We start from the raw sequence: 22,386 nt of genomic DNA on the forward strand, positions 1-22,386 counted from the left end.
TGCGCTTCGGGCTCAGCCCTGCAGGGCCACCGCGAAGTACTCCAGCTCGGCGGCCAGCTCGGCCGGCACCTTGGCGTGCAGCAGGGTGCCCTCGCCGGTGTGCTCGGTGGAGAGCAGCTCGCCCTCGGCGTGCACCCGGGAGACCAGCGCGCCCTGGGTGTAGGGCACCAGGGCCCGCACCTCGACCGCCGGACGCGGCAGCTCGTCGTCGATCAGCCGCAGCAGCTCCTCGATGCCGGCGCCGCTGCGGGCCGACACCACGATGGCGTGCGGCTCGCGGCGCAGCAGGCGCTGGAGCACGTGCGGATCGGCGGCGTCCGCCTTGTTGATCACCACGACCTCCGGCACGTTCTGCGCGTCGACCGAGACGATGACCTCGCGGACGGCGGCCAGCTGCGTCTCCGGCTCGGGGTGCGAGCCGTCCACCACGTGCAGGATGAGGTCCGCGTCGGCGACCTCCTCCATGGTCGAGCGGAAGGCCTCGACCAGGTGGTGCGGCAGGTGCCGGACGAAGCCGACGGTGTCGGCCAGGGTGTAGAGCCGCCCGGTCGGGGTCTCGGCCCGGCGCACCGTCGGGTCCAGGGTGGCGAACAGCGAGTTCTCCACCAGGACGCCGGCGCCGGTGAGCCGGTTGAGCAGGGAGGACTTGCCGGCGTTGGTGTACCCGGCGATGGCCACGGACGGCACCTGGTGGCGCCTGCGCTCCTGGCGCTTGGTGTCGCGGCCCTTCTTCATGTCGGCGATCTCCTTGCGGAGCTTCGCCATCTTCTCGCGGATCCGGCGCCGGTCGGTCTCGATCTTGGTCTCACCGGGACCGCGGGTGGCCATGCCGCCGCCCGAGGAGCCGGAGCCACCGCCACCCATCTGCCGGGACAGCGACTGACCCCAGCCGCGCAGCCGCGGCAGCATGTACTGCATCTGCGCGAGCGAGACCTGCGCCTTGCCCTCCCGGGACTTGGCGTGCTGGGCGAAGATGTCCAGGATCAGGGCCGTCCGGTCGACGACCTTGACCTTGACCACGTCCTCCAGGTGGATCAGCTGGCCCGGGGTGAGCTCACCGTCGCAGACCACGGTGTCGGCGCCGGTGGCGGCGACGATGTCGCGCAGCTCCTTCGCCTTGCCGGAGCCGATGTAGGTGGCCGCGTCGGGCTTGTCACGGCGCTGGATGACGCCGTCCAGCACCTGGGAGCCGGCCGTCTCGGCGAGCGCGGCGAGCTCGGCCATCGAGTTCTCCGCCTCCTCCAGCGTGCCGTCCGTCCAGACGCCGACGAGCACCACGCGCTCCAGGCGGAGCTGGCGGTACTCGACCTCGGTGACGTCTTCGAGTTCGGTGGAGAGGCCGGCGACACGGCGCAGGGCGGCTCGCTCGCTGCGGTCGTACTGGTCGCCGTCGTAGTGGTGGCCGCGGTCCTCGTCGATGGCCGCGAGGTCCTCGTCCATGAGGGCTTCCGCCCGCAGACCGTCGAGGCGGCGCGGAGCGTCGGCGTGGTCGCGGGTGTCGAACGTGGAGGTCATTCTGTCCTTTGGCTGGCTGGTACGGGTGGCCTTCGGGGACCGCGGTGGCGGTCCCGTACGGAGTCTGCCCAGCTGCCGCCCCGGCTACCGTCCGGGCGGGGTGAGCTACCCCTCAGGTCCCCGGGTGCCCCCGGGCTCCTGTGCCCGGAGAACGCCGTGGACCGGCCGTGAATTCCCCATGATGGTCGCACGCCCGGCGCGGGCCGGTCATCCCCATTTTCCCCGGGACGGCGGCCCCTACGAACCCTCCGGGGCCTGCGGCCGGCTCACGTCGTACACCCCGGAGACCTTGAGCATCGCCCGCATCAGCCCGGGCAGCGCGGCCGGCTCGGGCAGTTCGACGGTGTAGGTGTGCCGGACCCGGGACTCCTGCGGCGGCTCGACCTCGGCCGAGACGATGCCGACGCCCGCGCCGGAGATCGCCGCGGTGAGGTCGGCGAGCAGCCGGGGCCGGTTCAGCGCCTCGGCCCGCAGGGTGGCCCGGTGCCCGGCCGCCGGCGCGCCCTCCGACTGCCAGCGGACCTCCAGCTCGGCCCGCCCGTCCGCGCGCATCCGCTCCCCCGCCGGGCAGCCGGTGCGGTGCACCGCGACCGCGCCGCCGCGGATCGGGTAGCCGGCCACCTCGTCCGGCGGCACCGGGGTGCAGCAGCGGGCCAGCCGGACCGACGCCCCGGGCCGGCCGGCCACCGCGACCGGGGCCGCCCGCCGCTCGGCGGCCGGGCGCCCGGGCGGGGCGGGCTGGCCGCCGGCCGGGCCGGTGCGGACCACCGGCTGCCGGGCCGGGGGATCGGCCAGCCAGCGCTCGATGGCCAGCCGGGCGGCGGGGGTGCGGGCGTGCGCCAGCCACTCGGGGGCGGGCCCGGAGGGCGGTCCGCCGCCGGCCGGGAGGGTCTCGGTGAGCACCGCGATCTGGTCGCCGTCCTCCAGCACGGTGGACAGCGCGGTGAGCCGCCCGTTGACCCGCGCGCCGATACATCGGTGGCCGGTCTCCTCGCCGAGCAGGTAGGCCGCGTCCACGCAGGTGGCGCCGGCCCGCAGCTGAAGCGTTTCGCCGCTCTCCGTCACCACGGTGATCTCGCGGTCGCCGGCCAGGTCGGCGGTGAGCGCGGACCAGAAGGCGTCCGGGTCGGGCGTCTCCTGCTGCCACTCCAGCAGCCGGCTGAGCCAGCCCGGGCGGGCCGGGTCGGTGCGGTCCAGCTCGTCGGCGTCCTGGACGGCGCCGGCCGGGGACGGGTCCCCGAGCGCGACCACCCCGGTCTCGGCCACCTCGTGCATCCGCCGGGTGCGGACCAGCACCTCGACCACCGCGCCGCCGCTCAGCGCCACGGCGGTGTGCAGGGACTGGTAGAGGTTGAACTTGGGCGCGGCCACGAAGTCCTTGAACTCCCCGGGCAGCGGCGTCCAGCAGGTGTGCAGCTCGCCGAGCACGGCGTAGCAGTCGGCGTTCTCCTCGACCACCACCAGCAGCCGCCCGAAGTCGGCCGGCCGCGGCCCCTGCGGCCGGCCGTCCGGCCCGGGCACGGCGGCCCGCCGGAGCAGCACCCGGTGCAGCGAGACGCAGTGCCGGGGCCGGACGGTCACCTCGGCGGCCACCCCGCCCTCGGCCAGCTGGCGGGCCAGCTGCCGGGCGAAGGGCTCCAGCAGGGTGTCCGGCTCGGCCTCGTGACCGGTCATCAGGGCGCGGGTGCGGGCGTGCTCCTCGGGGTGCAGGGTGGCGAAGACGATGTCCTCCAGCTCCGCCTTGAGCACCTGGATGCCGAGCCGCTCGGCCAGCGGGATCAGCACGTCCCGGGTGACCTTGGCGATCCGCGCCTGGCTGGCCGGCTTCATGTGCCGGATGGTGCGCATGTTGTGCAGCCGGTCGGCGAGCTTGATCACCATCACCCGGACGTCGTCCCCGGTGGCGACCAGCATCTTGCGGAAGGTCTCGGCCTCGGCGGCGGCCCCGAAGTCGACCTTCTCCAGCTTCGTCACCCCGTCGACCAGGTAGGCGACTTCCGGCCCGAACCCGGCGCCCACCTGGTCCAGCGTCAACTCGGTGTCCTCGACGGTGTCGTGGAGCAGCGAGGCGACCAGGGTGGTCGTCCCGGCGCCGAGTTGGGCCAGGATCATGGTGACGGCCAGCGGGTGGGTGATGTACGGCTCGCCGCTCTTGCGCTTCTGGCCGCGGTGGCTGGCCTCGGCGAGCCGGTAGGCCCGGGCGAGCAGGCCGAGGTCGGCCTGCGGATGGTGCCGGCGGTGGACCCGGACGAGCGGTTCCAGGGCGTCCGGCACGGGCGGCCGGCCGGTGGCGAGCAGGGCGGCCCGCCCGGCCCGGCCGAGGGCGGCCAGGCCGAGCTCCCCGAGGGGCCGCCTGGCCCCTCCCTGCCGTACGGTCGTCGGCTGCCCCAGGGGCTGCCCGGCTTCGATGGTCATCGGCACCTCCGGCAACGGTCGCCGGGCGCCGCCCCGTCCGAGGGGGTGATCTCGACACCCCTCCCCATGGGGTGATCGACCCGGTGGTCCATGCTACCGAGCAGAGCACGTTCCGCGACGCCCTGATTCCCGTCCGCGACCGGTATCACCCGATCGGGGGGATTCATCACCGAACGAATTGGGCAAACCGGGCTGCCGGCCCCCGGGCCTGTCGCCCCGCGGACGCGGGTTCGAAGACGAGCCCTACCGGAGACGGGCCCCACCGGAGACGGGCCCTAACGGACCGACTCCCACCAGCTCCCGTCCAGCCGGCCCTCGGCCACGATCACCGCCGGCCCGGCCATCTCCACCCGGCCGTCCGGGTGCTCGGTGATGACCAGCCGGCCGCCCAGCACGTCCACGGTGTACGAGACCGCCTCGCCGGTGACCGCCGGGTCGGCGCCGTCCCGGCGGATGGCCGCCACCGCCACCGCGCAGGCGCCGGTGCCGCAGGAGCGGGTCTCGCCCGAGCCGCGCTCGTGCACCCGCATCGCGACGTGCCGCGGCCCGCGGTCCACCACGAACTCGACGTTGACGCCCTCCGGGTAGGCGTCCGCGGGGCTGGTGAGCGGCGCGGTGTACAGGTCCCCGGCGTGCTCCAGGCTCTCCACGAAGGCCACCGCGTGCGGGTTGCCCATGTTGACGTTCAGGGCCGGCCAGCGCCGCTCGCCGACCGCGACCTCGATGCCGTCCGGCCCGGGCAGCCGGGCCCGGCCCATGTCGATGGTGACGTCGCCGGGCGTGCCGTCCGCGGCGGCCCCGGCGACCTTCGCGGTGAGCACCCCGGAGCGGGTGGCGACGGCCAGTTCGCCCGGCTCGGCCAGTCCGGCCTCGACCAGGAATCGGGCGAAGACCCGCAGGCCGTTGCCGCACATCTCGGCGACGCTGCCGTCCGAGTTGCGGTAGTCCATGAACCACTCGGCCCGGTCGGCCATCGCCGCGGCGGCCGGGTCGGCGGCGGCGCGCACCACGCGCAGCAGCCCGTCCCCGCCGATGCCGGCCCGCCGGTCGCACAGCGCGGCGACGGTCTCGGGACCGATCTCCAGCGCGCCGTCCGGGTCCGGGACGATGACGAAGTCGTTCTGGGTGCCGTGGCCCTTGAAGAAGGGGATGCCGACCTGCTGGGGGGAGGATGCGCTCACCCCTCCGATGGTACTGAGCCGCCGGGAGGCGCTCAGCGCAGGTAGGCGACCCGCCAGACCGCGAGCGCGCAGGCGGCCAGCGCGATCAGGGTGTAGACCGCGATCGCCTTCCAGCCGGCCCGCTGCCCGGAGCCCCGGCGCGGCAGCCCCGGCCACGTGTAGCCGGCGTGCCGGGCGGCCATCGCGCCCCAGCCCATCGAGGCGGCGGTGAACAGCAGCCCGAGCATCCCGACCATGGTGGCGCGCGCCCCGGCCGAGCCGAAGGCGAGCGGGAAGGCGAACATCAGCGAGCCGAGGGTGCCCAGCAGGGCGATCGGCAGCGTCTGCCACCAGCGCAGCCGGCGCAGCGGGCGGATCTCCCGTTCGTGCACCGCGCCGCCGGGCGGGGTGCGGGTGTCCAGGGCGGGCACCGCGGCCGCGTAGGAGGTCGGCGCCTCCAGGCCGGTCAGCACGGGCAGGTCGCCCATCGTCGACTCGTCGAACTCCTCGGCCGGTACGGTGACGCTCCCGCCCTGGCCGGATTCGGGGCCGGTACCCGTCGACACACGGCCTCCCCTGACAGTTCGACACGAGCGGACTCGCGGCCGGGCACGGCCGGCCCGTTCGGTCGACCCCTACGGCATCGATGATGGCATGTCCAGAGGGGCGTTCCGGGCCTGACCGGGGTCGACGGGTGATCCGTGGCCATCACGTGATCGGCCCGTGACCGCCGGTTCGTCCTGCACGGTCGCCTGCGCGCGCAGGTGCACCGCCGGATTGGCCGGAAACCCTTCCTACGCGGCCGGAACTCCCTGACGGTCGATCAGTTCCAGGGAGCGTTCCAGCAGCTCGACGGGGTCGGTGCCGGCCGGCCGGGAGAGCCAGTGGATCCGGTCGTCGCGGCGGAACCAGGACTCCTGGCGGCGGGCGAAGCGCTTGGTGGCCCGGACGGTCTCGGCCCGGGCCTCGTCCTCGGTGCACCCGCCGGCGAAGTGGTCGAGCACCTGCTGGTAGCCGAGCGCCCGGGAGGCGGTCCTGCCCTCCCGCAGTCCGACCTTCTCCAGCTCCCGCACCTCGTCCAGCAGTCCGGCCTCCCACATCCGGTCGACCCGCAGCGCGATCCGCTCGTCCAGCTCGGGGCGCGGCACGGCGACGCCGATCTGCACCGCCTCGTAGACGGCGGTGTTGCTCGGCAGGTTGGCGGTGAACGGCTGCCCGGTGATCTCGATGACCTCCAGGGCGCGGACGATCCGCCGCCCGTTGCCGGTCAGGATCGCCTCGGCGGCCGCCGGGTCCAGCTCGGCCAGCCGCCGGTGCAGCGCGTACGGGCCGGCCTGCTCCAGCTCGGCCTCCAGCCGGGCCCGCACCGCCGCATCGGTGCCCGGGAACTCCATCTCGTCGATCGCCGCCCGGACGTACAGCCCGGAGCCGCCGACCAGGACGGGCGTGCGGCCGGCGGCGAGCAGCCGGTCGATCTCGGCCCGGGCCAGCCGCTGGTACTCGGCGACGCTGGCGGCCTCGGTGACGTCCCAGACGTCCATCAGGTGGTGCGGCACCCCCCCGCGCTCCTCCATCGTGAGCTTGGCGGTGCCGATGTCCATGCCCCGGTACAGCTGCATCGAGTCGGTGTTGATCACCTCGCCGTCGAGACTGCGGGCGATGGCGACGGCCAGGTCGGACTTGCCGGCGGCGGTCGCGCCGACGATCGAGATGACGCGCGGGGTACGGGAGCTGCTCACCGCTCCAGTCTCGCAAAACGGCCGGGCGCCCGCGGACCGGGCTGCCACCCGCCCGCGACTGCGCGAGGATATGACTGTTTCCCGGACACTTTCCGGCCGTTTCCCCGGTTGGGCCGGTTTGCGAACGCTTTGCCGAGCCCGGTCGTTGTGCGGGGAACAGCGGATGAAGGAGATCGCCATGGGTCTGATGGACAACCTCAAGGGCAAGGCCGAGGAGCTCAAGGACAAGGCCAGCGAGTTCGCCGGCAAGCACAGCGACCAGATCGAGAAGGCCGTGGACAAGGCCGGCGGCGCGATCGACAAGGCGACCAAGGGCAAGTACAGCGACAAGATCGAGCACGGCGCCGGCAAGGCCAAGGGCGCGGTCGGCGACTTCGCCCACAAGCCGAAGCCCGGCGACGAGGAGCAGCCCCCGCAGGCCCCGCGGTCCTGAACCGCAGGCCTGCCCCGCCGACTTGCTAGGACCAGGACGCCACGAAGTACCCGACCCCGTACGGCGCGTCCTGGTAGCCCAGCCGCCCGGTGAGGCCGGCGCCCTGCGCGGCGCCGGCCAGCACCTGCCAGGGCGCCCGGCCGTCGGCCTTGAGCTCGGCGGCCAGGCCCGGGTCCAGTGCGGCCAGGGCGGGCAGGTCGGCCGTGCCCAGGGCGGCGGCCAGGGCGGTGTCGAAGCCCTCGGCCCGCTCGTCCAGGTAGCCGGGCGCCTTCACCGAGCGGCAGGCGCTGCCGTCGCCGAGCACCAGCAGGGCGACCCGGTCGGCGAGCCCGGCCAGGCCCTGGCCGAGGCCGAGCATCCGGTCGGCGGGGGCGTCGGCGGGCACCGCGCAGGCGTGCGTGGGCAGGCCCACCCCGGCGCGCTCCAGCAGCCAGGCGCCGACGGTCAGCGAGGGGGCCAGCTCCGGCCCCTCGACCCGCTCGCCGGGCAGCTTGGCGACCAGCGGCACCCCGTAGCGGTGGAAGGAGCCGGCCCCGCCCTCGGTCCACACCTCGGCCGCCGGCCCGGTGCCGACCACCACGACCAGCTGCGGTCCGGCCGCGACCAGCGCCGCGAGCGCCTCGTCGCAGGCCGCGCGCAGGCCGTCCAGCTCGGGCGCGGCCCCGGCGGCGACCTCGGGGACGAGCAGCGGCGGACAGGGACACACGGCGGCGGCTACCAGCATGCGGATCACTCTAGCCAACGACGACGGCGGCCCGGCGGGAGTGGATCCTCCCGTCAGGCCGCCGTACCGGGCACGGTGTCAGTCGCCGCAGCAGGCCCCGCCCGCCGGCGCGGCCAGTGGCAGCTCCGCCGGGGCGCCGATCTTCGGCAGGCCGAGCAGCACGCCGGCCGGCTTGGCGGCGGGCGCGGCCTGGCGCTTCTCCCAGGCGTCGCCGGCCCGGGTGCGGCGCACCGCGAGCGCAGGGCCCTCGGCGAGCAGGTGGTGCGGGGCGGCGTAGGTGATCTCGACGGTCACCGTGTCGCCGGGGCGCACCGGCTCCTCCGGCTTCGTGAAGTGCACGAGCCGGTTGTCGGGGGCGCGGCCGGAGAGCCGCCGGGTCTGGTCGTCCTTCTTGCCCTCGCCCTCGGCGACCAGGATCTCCAGGGTCCGCCCGACCTGCTTCTTGTTCTCCTCCCAGGAGATCTCCTCCTGGAGGGCGATCAGCCGGTCGTAGCGGGCCTGCACGACCTCCTTCGGCACCTGGTCCGCCATCTCCGCGGCGGGGGTGCCGGGGCGCTTGGAGTACTGGAAGGTGAAGGCGTTGGTGAAGCGGGCCTCGCGGACGACGTGCATCGTCTCCTCGAAGTCCTCCTCGGTCTCGCCGGGGAAGCCCACGATGATGTCGGTGGAGATCGCCGCGTCGGGCATCGCCTCGCGGACCTTCCGGATGATCCCGAGGAAACGCTCCTGCCGGTAGGAGCGGCGCATCGCCTTGAGGACGCGGTCCGAGCCGGACTGCAGCGGCATGTGCAGCTGGTGCATCACGTTCGGGGTCTCGGCCATCGCGGCGATCACGTCGTCGGTGAAGTCGCGCGGGTGCGGCGAGGTGAAGCGGATCCGCTCCAGGCCCTCGATCTGGCCGGCGGCGCGCAGCAGCTTGGAGAAGGCCTCGCGGTCGCCCAGGTCGGAGCCGTAGGCGTTGACGTTCTGGCCGAGCAGGGTCACCTCGATGACGCCCTCGCCCACCAGCGCCTCGATCTCGGCGAGGACGTCGCCGGGGCGGCGGTCCTCCTCCTTGCCGCGCAGCGCGGGGACGATGCAGAAGGTGCAGGTGTTGTTGCAGCCGACCGAGATGGCGACCCAGGCGGCGTACGCGGATTCGCGGCGGGTCGGCAGGGTGGAGGGGAAGGTCTCCAGCGACTCCAGGATCTCGACCTGGGCCTTGCGCTCGACCGCGGCCCGCTCCAGCAGCGCCGGCAGGTGGCCGATGTTGTGGGTGCCGAAGACCACGTCGACCCAGGGGGCGCGCTTGACGATGGTCTCGCGGTCCTTCTGGGCCAGGCAGCCGCCGACGGCGATCTGCATGCCCTTGTGGCGGGTCTTGACCGGCGCGAGCTGGCCGAGGTTGCCGTACAGCTTGTTGTCGGCGTTCTCGCGCACCGCGCAGGTGTTGAACACCACCAGGTCCGGGTCGCCCTCGGGCCCGGCCTTGACGTACCCCGCGTCCTCCAGCAGGCCGGACAGCCGCTCGGAGTCGTGGACGTTCATCTGACAGCCGTGCGTGACGACCTTGTAGCTCTTCAATCCGCTCTCACCGCTCACCAGACCAGGGTACGGGCAGCGGCGAAGGGCTTTTCCCGGAGCTTCCACCACCCGTTCCCCTCCCGTTCGGCCGGAGCGCCTGGCAGTATCCCTGCATGACCCCCACCACTCCGTACCGTCCCGGCGCCGCCGTCCGTGCCGCGGCCCGCAGCCCGTTGTGGCGGACGGTGCTGGTGCTGGTGCTGCTGGTGGCCGGGTTCGGCGGCTGGTGGCTGTCGGCGGGCCGCTCGCCCGGGTACCCGCGCGGCGAGGTCCGCTTCGCCACCGGGGTGCAGCGCGGCGTCTACGACCGGTACGGGCAGCTGCTCCAGGGCCACGTCTCGCGGGCGATGCCGGGGGTGCGGCTGGCCCTGGACAACTCCGAGGGCTCGGTCGACAACATCGGCCGGGTGATCGACGGCCGGGACACCTTCGCGATCGCCACCGCCGACGCGGTCGCCGACTACCACGAGCCCGGCAAGGAGAAGCTGCGGGCGATCGCCCGGCTGTACGACGACTACCTGCAGCTGGTCGTCCCGGCCTCCTCCCCGGTGCGGCGCACCGCCGACCTCAAGGGCCTGAAGGTCGGCGTCGGGCTGCCGCAGTCCGGGGTGAACCTGGTGACCAGGCGGCTGCTGACCGCCGCCGGGCTGGACCCGGACCATGACATCGTCCCGGTGTCGAAGGGCGTCGGCGAGGCCGCCGACGACCTGCGCGCGGGCACCCTGGACGCCTTCTTCTGGTCCGGCGGCCTGCCCACCAGCGCGCTCACCGACCTCTCCGAGCACGTCCGGATCCGGATCGTGCCGCTGAGCGACCTCGCCGAGGCCCTGCACAAGGCCGAGGGCGGCGGCACCGACGCCTACCGGGCGGCCACCATGCCCAAGGGCACCTACCCGAACGCCGAACCGAAGGACGCGGTCGCCACGGTGGCCGTGCCCAACCTGCTGATCACCCGGGACGACGTGGACCCGGGCCTGGTCGAGGGCATGACCCGCGCGGTGATCGACAGCCGGGACCAGATCGGCGCCCAGGTGCACGCGGCCCAGCTGGTCGACCTGCGCACCGCCGTCTACACCGACCCGCTCCCGCTGCACACCGGCGCGGCGCGCTACTACCGCTCGGTGAAGCCGTAGGCCCCGCCCCGGCGGCTACTTCTCCGGCTTCTCCGGCCGGGGCACCGCCAGCGTCACCGCGAGCCCGGTCGGCTTGACCGGCGCGAAGCCGAGCGTGCCGCCGCCGGCCGCCAACAGGGTGCGGGCGATGGACAGCCCGAGCCCCGAACCGTCCACGTTCTGGTGCCGCGGGCTGCGCCAGAACCGGTCCCCGGCCCGGGACAGCTCGTCCTCGGTGAGGCCGGGCCCGGCGTCGGTGACGGTCACCGCGACCTCGTCCCGGCGCACCGCGACCCGCAGCCGCACCTCGCTGCCGGGCGGGCCGAACTTGAGCGCGTTGTCGACCACGGCGTCCAGGGCCGAGCCGAAGCCGATCGGGTCGGCCATCCCGATCGCCAGCGCCGGGCCGTCCCAGCGCAGCGTGATCCCGCGCTGCTCGGCCGCCGGCCGCCAGGCGTCGACCCGGGCCAGGGTGAGCTCGGCGAGGTCGGTGCGCTCCGGTTCGGGGCGGGCGTGCTCGGCGGTGGCCAGCCCGAGCAGGTCGTCCAGCACCCGGGCCAGCCGGACGCCCTCCTCCCGTACGCCGCTGAGCTCCTCCTCGTGGCCCTCGGGCAGTTCCAGGCCGAGCAGCTCGACCCGCAGCAGCAGGGCCGACAGCGGGTTGCGCAGCTGGTGCGAGGCGTCCGCGACGAAGGCCTTCTGCTGGTCCATGGCGAGCACCACGTGGTCCGCCATCTCGTTGAACGAGCGGGCCAGCCGCTGGAGTTCGGGCGGTCCGCCGCCGGGGGCGACCCGGGCGGCCATCCGGCCGGTGGCGATGTCGTGGGTGGCCCGGTCCAGGGTGCGCACCGGGCGCAGCACCCACTCGGTGAGCCGGACGGCGAGCAGCACGGCGACGATCATCGCGGCGGCCTCGCCCGCGACGATCACCAGCCACTTGTGCAGCACCCGGGTGCGCAGCGCCTCGGTCGGGGACTCGCTCAGCACCACCGCGACCACGTCGCCGTCGCGCACCACCGGGGCGGCGACGATGATCGTCCGGTCCGGCGTCCACGGCCAGACCTGCGGCGGGTTGTGGCTGCGCCGCCCGTCCAGCGCCTCCTGGAAGGCCTGGGCGCCCCAGCCCTCGCCGGGCACCCGCCAGTCGCCCGGGGCGGCGGCGATCGCCACCCCGTCGCGCTGGAAGATGCCCAGGCGGACGCCGTACAGGTCGTGGTAGCGGCGGACCTCGGAGAGGATCGCGCGCTGCCGGCTGAGGTCGCCCGGGGCGGGTTCCGGTTCGCCCTTGCGGGCGGAGTCGGCGGCGCCGGAGGTGGGCAGGTCCTGGGCGAGGCGGGCGGCGTCGTCGAGCCGGTCGACGACGACCTTGGTCTGCTCGGCCGCCGCGACCGCCGCCGCGAGCGGCAGCCCCAGGGCGGCCAGGACGCAGAGCATGAGGGCGATCAGGATGCCGAGCAGGCGGGTGCGCACGTGCGGTCAGTGCTCCGCGGGAGCGGGGGCGGACGGGGCGGGGGCCGACGGGGCGGGGGCGGCCGGCGCCGGACAGTCGGGGATCAGCCGGTAGCCGACCCCGCGCACGGCCTCGACCAGTCCGGGCAGCGCCAGCTTGTTGCGCAGCGAGCCGATGTGCACCTCCAGGGTGCGCCCGTTGCCCTCCCAGCCGCTGCGCCAGACCTCGCTGAAGATCTGCTCGCGCCGGTAGACCACGCCCGGGCTCTGGGCGAGCAGCGCGAGCAGGTCGAACTCCTTGCGGGTGAGCGGCACGTCGCGGCCGTCCACGCTGACCCGGCGGCGCTCCCGGTCGATCCGGATGCCGCGGGACTCCAGCGGGCCGCGCTGCTGCGGCACGGTGTCGGGCGCGGGCACCGGCACCGCGGCGGGGGCGGCGCCGCGGCGGGCCACGGCGTGGATGCGGGCGAGCAGCTCGCCCATGTCGTACGGCTTGGTGACGTAGTCGTCGGCGCCCAGGTTGAGGCCGTGGATCCGGGAGCGGACGTCGGCGCGGGCGGTGACCATGATCACCGGGACGCCGCTGCCGGCCCTGATCCGGCTGCACACCTCGAAGCCGTCGCGGTCGGGCAGCCCGAGGTCGAGCAGCACCACGCGGTACGGCTCGTTGCCGTCCGGCACCAGGGCGTCCAGCGCCTCGTGCCCGCTGCGGGCGTGCCGGACCTGGAAGCCGTGCCGGCCCAGCACCGCGACCAGCGCGGCGGCCACGCGTTCGTCGTCCTCGACGAGCAGAAGTCGCATCCTGTTCTCCTCCTTCCCCCACCTGATCACCAGTGATCACCGGGCCGATCGGTCAGGTCCCGGTCCTGCGCAGTATGAGCCAGCGAACGGCCCGACGCCAGGTTCGACCGCGCACCGGGCCCGTGGGGGACGGGGAGCACCGGAGCGGATTCCCGCTGTGACATGCCCCGTCGGCGCCCGCGCGAACAGCGCGTGGGCGACGCGTGGCCGTTTCGTGATCCTCAAGTTCCGCTCAGATCGGCTGACGGCGAACGGTCACGGCTCCTAAGGTCGGCCCACCGGGGGCTGCGGCTCCGCCGGCCGCGGCCCCCGGATTCGCACCACCACTGCCTCCCAAGGGAGTTGAGACTTCTCGGGCAGGCGTTATTCGACGACAGAGGGAGCAGGCGCGATGACCGAGAGCCCGGTCGAGGACTCAACCACCGCAGCCGCCCCCCTGGTCGTGCTGAGCAAGGTCAACAAGCACTACGGCGCGCTGCACGTGCTGCAGGACATCGACCTCAGGATCGCCCAGGGCGAGGTGGTCGTACTGATCGGCCCGTCCGGTTCGGGCAAGTCGACGCTCTGCCGGACGATCAACCGGCTGGAGACGATCGACTCCGGCACGATCACCATCGACGGCCGACCGCTGCCCGACGAGGGCAAGGAGCTGGCCCGGCTGCGCGCCGAGGTCGGCATGGTGTTCCAGAGCTTCAACCTGTTCGCGCACAAGACCGTGCTGGAGAACGTGGTCATCGGCCAGGTGAAGGTGCGCAAGGTGCCCCGCCCGCAGGCCGAGAAGACCGCCCGGGAGCTGCTGGAGCGGGTCGGCGTCGGCGCGCAGGCGGACAAGTTCCCGGCCCAGCTCTCCGGCGGCCAGCAGCAGCGCGTGGCGATCGCCCGGGCGCTGGCGATGAAGCCCAAGGTGATGCTCTTCGACGAGCCCACCTCGGCGCTGGACCCGGAGATGGTCAACGAGGTGCTGGAGGTCATGCGCCAACTGGCCGCGGACGGCATGACGATGGTCGTGGTCACCCACGAGATGGGCTTCGCGCGCTCCGCCGCCAACCGGGTGCTGTTCATGGCCGACGGGAAGATCGTCGAGCAGAACACCCCGGACGCCTTCTTCACCGCACCGCGCTCCGACCGCGCCAAGGACTTCCTCTCGAAGATCCTCCACCACTGACGCTTCGAGACCAGCGGGGCCGCCCCCCGGCATCGTCACCGGTGCCGGCCGGTCCCGCCGTGCAACGCCTTCCAGACGCCAGAGCCCGGTTGACACCGCGGCCCACCCCCAGGAGAACCCTCATGAGGACGTCCCGCACCCTCGCCGTCGCGCTCTGTGCCGTCGCGCTCACCGCCACCGCCGCCTGCGGCAAGGACGGCACCCCCGGCACCACCGCCGCGAGCAGCGGCGGCAGCGCCGCCCCGGCGCTGCCGACCTACACGGTCAAGACCGACGTCAAGGTCGACTCCGCGGTCCTCGCCGAGGCCAGGAAGCGCGGCCAGCTGATCATCGGCGCCAAGGCCGACCAACCGAACCTCGGCTGGGAGGACGTCGCCAGCGGCGACCGCAGCGGCTTCGACATCGAGATCGCCAAGATGATCGCCGCCGACCTCGGCTTCACCCCGCAGCAGATCAAGTGGCAGACCCTGGTCTCCTCGCAGCGCGAGCCGGCCATCGCCAAGGGCCAGATCGACTTCTACGTCGGCACCTACAGCATCAACGACGAGCGCAAGAAGAGCGTCTCCTTCGCCGGCCCGTACTACATCGCCGGCCAGGACCTGCTGGTGAAGGCCGACAACACCACGATCACCGGCGCGGAGAGCACCGGCGGCAAGAACGTCTGCACCGCCACCGGCTCGACCTCGATCAAGAACATCCAGCAGTACAACCCGAAGGTCACGCAGTTCGACACCTACTCGGCCTGCGTCGAGAAGCTGATGTCCGGCGAGGTCGACGCGGTCACCACCGACGACGCGATCCTCAAGGGCTACGCCTCCAAGTACGCCCCCAAGCTCAAGGTGGTCGGCAAGCCGTTCACCAAGGAGAACTACGGCGTCGGCCTCAACAAGGACGACAAGGCGCTGCGCGACGCCATCAGCGACGCCCTCAAGGCCCACGAGGACAACGGCGACTGGAAGAAGGCCTACGACGCGACCCTGGGTGCCTCCGGCTCCGCCGCGCCGGACGTCCCGGCCCTTGAGCGCTACTGATCCGCCCGCCGTACGTCGACTTCCCGACCATGAACTGAGAGGAGGGCCGCCGGATGGGGTTCCTGTTCGAGGACGACAACTTCGCGTTGTTCCGCGACGGCTTCCTACAGACGATCGAGGTGAGCGCGCTCAGCGCTCTGCTCGCCCTGCTGCTGGGCACCCTGCTGGCGGCCTTCCGGGTCTCCCCGGTGCCGGTCCTGCGCGCCTTCGGCACCGCCTGGGTCACGCTCTTCCGCAACACCCCGCTGACCCTGCTGTTCTTCGCCGTCACCTTCGGCCTGCCGCCGCTGGGCGTGCACTTCAGCCACCTGGTGTTCGCGGTGCTGGCGCTCGGCGGGTACACCGCCTCGTTCGTCTGCGAGGTGATCCGCTCCGGCATCAACACCGTGCCGCTCGGCCAGGCGGAGGCCGCCCGCAGCCTGGGCATGTCCTTCGGCCAGACCCTCACCCTGGTCGTCCTGCCGCAGGCCGCCCGGACCGTCCTGGGCCCGATGAGCAGCGTGTTCATCGCCCTGCCCAGGAACTCGGCGATCGCCGGCGCGTTCAGCGTCTCCGAGCTGTACAGCGCCCAGCAGACCTTCTCCGAGCGCGGCTTCTCGATCTTCGCCATCTTCTTCTGGGTGGCCTGCGCCTACCTGCTGATCAGCGCGACGATCGCCACGTTCTTCCGCTTCCTGGAATCCCGACTGGCGGTGGCCCGATGAGTGTTCTGAACCGCCAGGCTTCGGCCAGCGTCCTCTACGACGCCCCCGGCCCGAAGGCCCGCACCCGGTACCGCGCGTTCGGCGTCCTCTCGGTGCTCGGCATCGCCGGTCTCCTCTGGTACGTCTTCACCGCGCTGAACGACAACGGCCAGTTCGACCCCGACCTGTGGGACCCGTTCCAGTACAACTTCGTCCAGCAGATGATCCTGGACGGCCTGCTGGCCACCCTGAAGGCCTTCGGGCTGGCGGCGGTCTTCTCGCTCGCCCTGGGCGCGCTGCTGGCGGCCGGTCAGCTCTCCGACCACAAGCCGGTCCGCTGGTTCTGCACGGCCTTCACCCAGTTCTTCCGGGCGATGCCGCTGCTGATCCTGATCGTCGGGCTCTACTACGCCTTCTTCGCCAAGGAGTCGATGTGGGCGCTGGTGCTCGGCCTCACCCTCTACAACGGGGCGGTCCAGGCCGAGATCATCCGCAGCGGCGTCAACGCCGTCCCGCGCGGCCAGGGCGAGGCGGCGTACGGGCTCGGCATGCGCAAGACCCAGGTGATGACGTCGATCCTGGTGCCGCAGGCCGTCCGTTCGATGCTGCCCTCGATGATCGGCCAGCTGGTCGTCACCCTCAAGGACACCTCGCTCGGTCTGATCATCACCTACCAGGAGCTGCTGTTCATCGGCAAGAAGATCGCCAGCCAGCCGATGAACGCCGCGGGCTTCCCCTACATCCCCGTGGTGCTGGTGATCGGACCGATCTACATCGCGATGTGCCTCCTGTTGACCGCGCTCGCACGCTGGATCGAAGCACGCGGCCGTCGCGGCGCGAACCGGCGCACTTCAGCTTCTGCTTGACGGACACGCAGGCGAACTGTTGCATTGCTCTTCGTGACACCTCCCGGGAGCATCCACGCGGCATATGCGGCAGCGGTAACTGACGCCGGCCGATCGGCCGGTTCGTGCCCGGAGGTTCCCTCATGGACCCGGTGATCGTGGTCGGGGCCGGACCGGTCGGTCTGGCCCTGGCCCTCGCCCTGGCCCGGCACGAGGTCCCCACCATCGTCCTCGACGAGGGCTCCGGCCTCTGCCCGGAAGGCCCGCGCAGCCTCGTCCTCGGCGCCGACACCGCCGCCTTCCTGACCCGGATCGGCTACCCGCGGGCCGTCTCGGACTCCGCGCTGTGGGACTCCTTCGCCGTCTGGCGCCGCCGCCAGGAGGTGCTGCGGATCGACCTCACCGACTCGCCCACCTACCACCTGCCCCAGCACCGCCTCCAGCGCGGGCTGCGCGACGCCCTGACCGGCACCCCGCTGATCAGGCTGGTCCCGCTCAACCGGGTCGTCGAGCTCGAACAGGACCGGGACGGCGTCAGCCTCCGCACCACCGGCACCCAGGACGGCTCCACCACCTGGTGGCGCGGCAGCCACCTGGTCGGCTGCGACGGCGCCAGATCCACCGTCCGCAAGCTCCTGAAGATCCGCTTCCCCGGCCGCCCGGCGGTCGACCGCAACGCCATCGCCACCGTCCGGGTCGACCTGCCCTTCGACGGCGCCCGGCTGCACCGCGAGCCCCCGTGGCGGGGCGACCGCGAGGCCTCCGCCCGTCCGCTGCCGGACGGCGTCTGGCGGCTCGACTGGCGGCTGCCCCCCGGCCGCCCCGCCGCCACCGAGACCGTCGACCCGCACGCCACCTGGCCCGGCATCGTCACCGGCGACACCCTGCTCACCCGGGTCACCTCCACCCTCACCGGCTGGTGCGGCGAACTGCCCCGCTTCGAACTGCTGGCCGCCGCCGACCACACCGCCCAGCAGCGGCTCGCCGCCCGCTTCCGCAGCGGCCGCTGCTTCCTGGCCGGCGACGCCGCCCACTTGCACGGCGCACTCGGCATGCAGAACCTCGCGGACGGGCTGCGCGACGCCGACAACCTCGCCTGGCGGCTCGCCCTCGCCTGGCACCTCCACTCCGGCGGCCCGCAGCCCGGCGGCTCCCTGCTGGACGGCTACGAGGCCGAGCGGCGCGGGGCGGTCGGCGCCCGGCTGCGCGCGGTCGACCAGTCCATGCCGCTGCTGCGCCCGCTGCGCGGCTGGCAGCAGACCCGGCGCTCGCTGCTGGTCGGCGGCTTCCGCAAGCACGCCCCGCTGCTCGCCGACGGCCAGCTCGGCACCGGCCGGTTCGGCGGCGCGCCCGCCTACCCGGCGGCCCCCTCCGGCGTCCCGGCCCGGGTCCCGGTGCAGCGCGGCGCGCGCGGCACCACCTCGCTCAGCGAGCTGCTGCCCGCCACCGCCCCCGGCGTGCTCGTCCCGGACCTGCCGGTGCTCGCCGACGACGGCACCCCCGACCACCTGCACGCCCGGCTCGGCACCACCTTCCTGCTGCTGCTGGTCGCCCCCGGCACCGCCGTCTGGTCCTCCGAGCACTGGCTCGGCGCCGGCCTGATGCCCCGCCTCGCCGAGGTCGCCGCCGCGCTGCCCGTCCCCGCCGAGGTGCTGGTCACCGAGGACTACCCGGGCGCCGGGCCGCACACCGTCCTGCTGATCCGCCCGGACGGCCACCTGGTCGGCACCACCCAGGGGGCCGTCGCCGAGGACCTGCTCGCCCTCGCCGACCGCGCCCGCGGCGGCCCGGCCACGCTCGGCCCGGCCCCCGACCCGGCCGAGCAGCCCTCGCCCCAGCAGGTGGACTCCCCGAGCTGAGGCCTCCGGGCCGCGGCGGGCCACGGTCTCAGCCGGCCACCGCCGTGGCCCGGCTCTCGCGGACCACCGTCACCCGGATCTGGCCCGGGTACGTCAGCTCGGTGGAGACCTGGCGGGCGACCTCACGGGCGATCAGCTCCGCACCGAGGTCGTCCACCGCGTCCGGACGGACCATCACCCGCACCTCGCGGCCCGCCTGCATCGCGAACACCTCGGCCACGCCCTCGTGCGAGCGCGCGATCTCCTCCAGCCGTGCCAGCCGCCGGACGTACAGCTCCAGCGACTCCTTGCGCGCACCCGGCCGGCCGCCCGAGCAACCGTCCGCGGCCTGGGTCAGCACGGCCGTCACGGTGCGCGGATCGACCTCGTTGTGGTGGGCGGCGATCGCGTGCACCACCTCGGCGGACTCCCCGTACCGCCGGGCGAGCTCCGCGCCGACCGCGGCGTGGCTGCCCTCCGACTCGTGGGTGAGCGCCTTGCCGATGTCGTGCAGCAGCGCCGCGCGCCGCACCGGCTCCGGGTCCACCCCGAGCTCGGCGGCCATCATCCCGGCCAGGTGCGCGGACTCCAGCAGGTGCCCGAGCACGTTCTGCCCGTACGACGCCCGGTAGCGCAACGAGCCCAGGGTGCGGACGAGTTCGGGGTGCACCCCGTCGACCCGGGCCTCCAGCAGGGCGTCCTCGCCGGCCCGGATGCAGCTCTGCCCGACCTCCTCGCGGCTGCGCTCGTACAGGCTCTCGATCCGGGTCGGGTGGATCCGGCCGTCCTCGACCAGCTGCTCCAGGGTGAGCCGGGCGGTCTCCCGGCGGACCGGGTCGAAGCAGGACAGCTGCACCGACTCGGGGGTGTCGTCGACGATCAGGTTCACGCCGGTGACCGCCTCGAAGGCGCGGATGTTGCGGCCCTCGCGGCCGATGATCCGGCCCTTCATGTCCTCGTTCGGCAGCCGCAGGACGGTGACGGCGCTCTCCGCGGTCTGCTCCGTCGCCAGCCGCTGGACCGCCCCGGCGACGATGTCCCGGGCCCGGCGCTCGCCCTCCTCCCGGGCCTCGCGCTCGATCTCCCGGACGGTGACCGCGGCCTCCCGCCGGGCCGAGTCCTCGGCCTCCCGCAGGAGTTCGGCGCGGGCCTGCTCGGCGGAGAGCCCGGCGGCCCGCTCCAACGCCGCCGCCCGCCGGGCGACCAGCGCCTCGGCCTCGCCCCGGGACTGCTCCACCTCGGCGGAGCGCTCGGCCAGTTCGTCCTCCCGGCGGCGCAGCCTGCGCAGCTCCTCGGCCATGTCCTCCTCGCGGCGGGCCAGTTCGGTCCACTGCCGGGCGGACTGCTCCTCGGCCCACCGGCGGGCCTGCTCGGCCTCGGCCAGCGCACCGCGCCGGGCCGCCCGGAGCCGCCTGATCGCCAGCCCGGCGGCGGCCACGACCACCAGCAGCAGGAGTGCGGCCGATCCGGCGACCGGCACCAGTGAGCCGCCCGGGCCGGTGCCCGCCGAGATCCCCATTCCCGCCCACTCCCCCGTCGCCGCGCGCGCCGCCGTCCGGAGGCGCCCCGGGCACTGAAGGCGAGGCTAGGTGGGGGTCACGGGAGGGTCAAGAGTTGACCTGGTCCACTCCAAGACACCTACAGAACTGCCACTACTCCCGACCCGACGGTTCACTCCACTCCTCTTCCAGCGCGCTGCGCACCACCCGGAACGCCAGTCCTTCGGAGTAGCCGCGCCGGGCCAGCATCCCGACCAGCCGCCGGGTGCGCACCTGGGCGTCCAGCCCTCGGGTGGACCGCAGCTTGCGCTCGACCAGCGCCCTGGCCGCGTCCGTCTCGTCGTCGTGGTCGAGCTGGGCGACGGCCTGCTCGACCAGGTCGGCGGCGACGCCCTTGGTGCGCAGCTCCTGGGCCAGCGCCCGCCGGGACAGGCCCCGGACGGCGTGCCGGGACTCCACCCAGGCCGCGGCGAAGGCCGCGTCGTCGATCAGCCCGACCTCTTCGAGCCGGGTGAGCACCGCGTCGGCGGCCTCCTCCGGGATCTCCCGCTTGCGCAGGGCGTCGGCGAGCTGCTTGCGGGTCTTGGCGGCGCCGGTCAGCAGCCGCAGGCAGATGTCCCGGGCGCGGGTCTCCGGGTCGGCCGACTCCTCGGCCTGCTTCCGGGAGGTACGGCCGGAGCCCTCCTCCCCGGGCAGCCCGGTGGCGGAGCGGCCCCGGCGCCCGCCGCGACGGGAGGCCGAGGCGGCCACACCCCCGTGACCGGCCGCCTCGCCGCCGCCGCGGCCGCTCTCCACGGCCGTCGGTGTCGAAGCGGGCCCGGCCGCTTCGGTTTGCTCGGCCTCCAGGGCCGAGCGCCGCCGCCGGCGGCCGGTGGGCAGCTCGGAGGCGGAGACCAGGCCGAGCGCCTCGACCGGGGTTTCCGCCGGCTCCGGCCCGGGCGCCGCGCCGCGCACCGCCCGGGTCGGAGCCAGGTCGAACTCCGGCTCGGCGCCGGATGCCCACTGCGCGGTGGACGGACGGCCGCGCCGGGAGCGCGAGGCCCGGGGCTTCGCGGCCACCGGCTCGGGCTCCTCCGCGACCGCGGCGAACCAGTCCGGCGGCCCGTAGTCGTCGTCCTCCGGGCCCGCCGGGCCGCCGCCCACCGTGTCGTACTGCGTCAACGGCTCAGGCCTTGGCCGCCGCCGTCTTCTTCGCCGCGGCCGTCTTGGTGGCGGTCGCGGTGATCGGCTTGGCCGCGCCGTCGGCGGCGGCCTCGGCACTCTCCTCGGCCGGCTCCTCCACCTTCGGGCCGATGCCGAGCTTGCCCTTGATCTTCCGCTCGATCTCGTCGGCGAGCTGCGGGTTGTCCCGCAGGAAGTTGCGGGCGTTCTCCTTGCCCTGGCCGAGCTGGTCGCCCTCGTAGGTGTACCAGGCGCCCGACTTGCGGATGAAGCCGTGCTCCACGCCCATGTCGATCAGGCCGCCCTCGCGGCTGATGCCCACACCGTAGAGGATGTCGAACTCGGCCTGCTTGAACGGCGCGGCGACCTTGTTCTTGACCACCTTGACGCGGGTGCGGTTGCCGACCGCCTCGGTGCCGTCCTTCAGGGTCTCGATCCGGCGGATGTCGAGGCGGACCGAGGCGTAGAACTTCAGCGCCCGGCCACCGGTCGTGGTCTCCGGCGAACCGAACATCACGCCGATCTTCTCGCGCAGCTGGTTGATGAAGATCGCGGTGGTGTTCGACTGGTTCAGCGCACCGGCGATCTTGCGCAGCGCCTGGCTCATCAGCCGGGCCTGCAGACCGACGTGCGAGTCGCCCATCTCGCCCTCGATCTCGGCGCGCGGCACGAGCGCCGCGACCGAGTCGATGATCACCAGGTCGATCGCGCCGGAGCGGATCAGCATGTCGGTGATCTCCAGCGCCTGCTCACCGGTGTCCGGCTGGCTGACCAGCAGGGCGTCGGTGTCCACGCCGAGCTTCTTGGCGTACTCCGGGTCGAGCGCGTGCTCCGCGTCGACGAACGCGACCGTGCCGCCGGCCTTCTGGGCGTTGGCGGCCAGGTGCAGGGTCAGGGTGGTCTTGCCGGAGGACTCGGGGCCGTAGATCTCGACCACGCGGCCACGCGGGATGCCGCCGACCCCGAGGGCGACGTCCAGGGCGGTGGACCCGGTGGAGATCACCTCGACCGGCTCGTTGGCCTTCTCGCCGAGGCGCATCACCGAGCCCTTGCCGAACTGCCGCTCGATCTGGGCGAGCGCGGTCTCAAGGGCCTTCTCGCGATCCGTACCTGCCATGGCTTTTTCCCTCGGGTTCTGTGCTGTGCGCTTCATCGTCCTCGACGCTAGCGCGTCCCACTGACAAACGGGCCCGGCCGGGCTCCGCCTGTGGAAAACTCCACGCCGGAGAGTACAAAGAACATCTGTTCGATTC

General features: G+C 73.7%; 19 protein-coding genes. 7 read left to right on the forward strand and 12 right to left on the reverse strand.

What is annotated here, in order from left to right; all coding sequences use genetic code 11:
- Positions 1–12 precede the first annotated feature (12 nt).
- The 5 genes from hflX to miaA form a co-directional block, all read right to left on the reverse strand.
- Positions 13–1,515, reverse strand: coding sequence for a GTPase HflX (gene hflX, locus ACFY4B_RS32115; RefSeq protein WP_049658942.1), 1,503 nt, complete (start codon positions 1,513–1,515; stop codon positions 13–15).
- A 237-nt stretch (positions 1,516–1,752) separates the two neighbouring features.
- Entirely contained in the window at positions 1,753–3,930 is a 2,178-nt protein-coding gene (locus ACFY4B_RS32120) for a RelA/SpoT family protein (protein ID WP_387973904.1), read from the reverse strand.
- Positions 3,931–4,205: 275 nt separating this feature from the next.
- Positions 4,206–5,111 (reverse strand): diaminopimelate epimerase, encoded by a 906-nt coding sequence (gene dapF, locus ACFY4B_RS32125; protein WP_387973907.1) that lies wholly within the window; start codon positions 5,109–5,111, stop codon positions 4,206–4,208.
- Positions 5,112–5,143: 32 nt separating this feature from the next.
- Positions 5,144–5,656, reverse strand: a complete 513-nt coding sequence (locus ACFY4B_RS32130) for a hypothetical protein (protein WP_049658893.1) — start codon at positions 5,654–5,656, stop codon at positions 5,144–5,146.
- A 228-nt stretch (positions 5,657–5,884) separates the two neighbouring features.
- Positions 5,885–6,829 (reverse strand): tRNA (adenosine(37)-N6)-dimethylallyltransferase MiaA, encoded by a 945-nt coding sequence (gene miaA / locus ACFY4B_RS32135; protein WP_049658895.1) that lies wholly within the window; start codon positions 6,827–6,829, stop codon positions 5,885–5,887.
- 163 nt (positions 6,830–6,992) lie between these two features.
- Here miaA and ACFY4B_RS32140 point away from each other — a divergent pair, with 163 nt between their 5' ends.
- Complete coding sequence (locus ACFY4B_RS32140; RefSeq protein ID WP_241853171.1) at positions 6,993–7,262, forward strand: antitoxin; 270 nt, start codon at positions 6,993–6,995, stop codon at positions 7,260–7,262.
- 25 nt (positions 7,263–7,287) lie between these two features.
- Here ACFY4B_RS32140 and ACFY4B_RS32145 read toward each other — a convergent pair whose 3' ends face one another.
- Complete coding sequence (locus ACFY4B_RS32145) at positions 7,288–7,986, reverse strand: class III extradiol dioxygenase subunit B-like domain-containing protein (RefSeq protein ID WP_117489707.1); 699 nt, start codon at positions 7,984–7,986, stop codon at positions 7,288–7,290.
- A gap of 78 nt (positions 7,987–8,064) precedes the next feature.
- On the reverse strand, positions 8,065–9,567 hold the full coding sequence (gene miaB, locus ACFY4B_RS32150; RefSeq protein WP_255357448.1) for a tRNA (N6-isopentenyl adenosine(37)-C2)-methylthiotransferase MiaB: 1,503 nt from the start codon (positions 9,565–9,567) through the stop codon (positions 8,065–8,067).
- A 95-nt stretch (positions 9,568–9,662) separates the two neighbouring features.
- Between miaB and ACFY4B_RS32155 the strand changes: the two genes are divergently transcribed.
- The gene (locus ACFY4B_RS32155) at positions 9,663–10,682 is read left to right on the forward strand and encodes a TAXI family TRAP transporter solute-binding subunit (protein ID WP_074005693.1); all 1,020 of its coding nucleotides are present in this window, start codon (positions 9,663–9,665) and stop codon (positions 10,680–10,682) included.
- A 15-nt stretch (positions 10,683–10,697) separates the two neighbouring features.
- Here the strand turns inward: ACFY4B_RS32155 and ACFY4B_RS32160 are convergent, their stop codons facing one another.
- Positions 10,698–12,131, reverse strand: coding sequence for a HAMP domain-containing sensor histidine kinase (locus ACFY4B_RS32160; RefSeq protein ID WP_049655577.1), 1,434 nt, complete (start codon positions 12,129–12,131; stop codon positions 10,698–10,700).
- Positions 12,132–12,137: 6 nt separating this feature from the next.
- Positions 12,138–12,911: a response regulator transcription factor gene (locus ACFY4B_RS32165; RefSeq protein ID WP_049655579.1), complete on the reverse strand. Its 774-nt coding sequence runs from the start codon at positions 12,909–12,911 to the stop codon at positions 12,138–12,140.
- A gap of 391 nt (positions 12,912–13,302) precedes the next feature.
- Here ACFY4B_RS32165 and ACFY4B_RS32170 point away from each other — a divergent pair, with 391 nt between their 5' ends.
- The 5 genes from ACFY4B_RS32170 to ACFY4B_RS32190 all read left to right on the forward strand — a co-directional run bounded on the left by ACFY4B_RS32170 (position 13,303) and on the right by ACFY4B_RS32190 (position 18,494).
- A complete protein-coding gene (locus ACFY4B_RS32170; RefSeq protein WP_049655580.1) occupies positions 13,303–14,076 on the forward strand; it encodes an amino acid ABC transporter ATP-binding protein in 774 nt (257 codons plus the stop codon).
- Between the two features lie 122 nt (positions 14,077–14,198).
- Positions 14,199–15,107, forward strand: coding sequence for a glutamate ABC transporter substrate-binding protein (locus ACFY4B_RS32175; protein WP_074005695.1), 909 nt, complete (start codon positions 14,199–14,201; stop codon positions 15,105–15,107).
- A gap of 53 nt (positions 15,108–15,160) precedes the next feature.
- Positions 15,161–15,811 carry an amino acid ABC transporter permease gene (locus ACFY4B_RS32180; protein ID WP_049655583.1) on the forward strand — a complete coding sequence of 217 codons (651 nt, stop codon included), beginning with the start codon at positions 15,161–15,163 and terminating at the stop codon, positions 15,809–15,811.
- Positions 15,808–16,656: an amino acid ABC transporter permease gene (locus tag ACFY4B_RS32185; RefSeq protein WP_117489699.1), complete on the forward strand. Its 849-nt coding sequence runs from the start codon at positions 15,808–15,810 to the stop codon at positions 16,654–16,656. Before ACFY4B_RS32180 ends, ACFY4B_RS32185 begins: the two co-directional genes overlap by 4 nt.
- A gap of 122 nt (positions 16,657–16,778) precedes the next feature.
- Positions 16,779–18,494 carry an FAD-dependent monooxygenase gene (locus ACFY4B_RS32190; RefSeq protein ID WP_380740142.1) on the forward strand — a complete coding sequence of 572 codons (1,716 nt, stop codon included), beginning with the start codon at positions 16,779–16,781 and terminating at the stop codon, positions 18,492–18,494.
- Between the two features lie 28 nt (positions 18,495–18,522).
- Here the strand turns inward: ACFY4B_RS32190 and rny are convergent, their stop codons facing one another.
- The 3 genes from rny to recA form a co-directional block, all read right to left on the reverse strand.
- Positions 18,523–19,992 (reverse strand): ribonuclease Y, encoded by a 1,470-nt coding sequence (gene rny / locus ACFY4B_RS32195; RefSeq protein WP_387973913.1) that lies wholly within the window; start codon positions 19,990–19,992, stop codon positions 18,523–18,525.
- 133 nt (positions 19,993–20,125) lie between these two features.
- Positions 20,126–21,133, reverse strand: a complete 1,008-nt coding sequence (gene recX / locus ACFY4B_RS32200) for a recombination regulator RecX (protein ID WP_387973916.1) — start codon at positions 21,131–21,133, stop codon at positions 20,126–20,128.
- A gap of 4 nt (positions 21,134–21,137) precedes the next feature.
- Positions 21,138–22,250, reverse strand: a complete 1,113-nt coding sequence (gene recA / locus ACFY4B_RS32205; RefSeq protein ID WP_049659177.1) for a recombinase RecA — start codon at positions 22,248–22,250, stop codon at positions 21,138–21,140.
- Between the last annotated feature and the right edge of the window lie 136 nt (positions 22,251–22,386).

The organism is Kitasatospora sp. NPDC001261, assembly GCF_042896795.1.
Lineage (GTDB): Bacteria > Actinomycetota > Actinomycetes > Streptomycetales > Streptomycetaceae > Kitasatospora.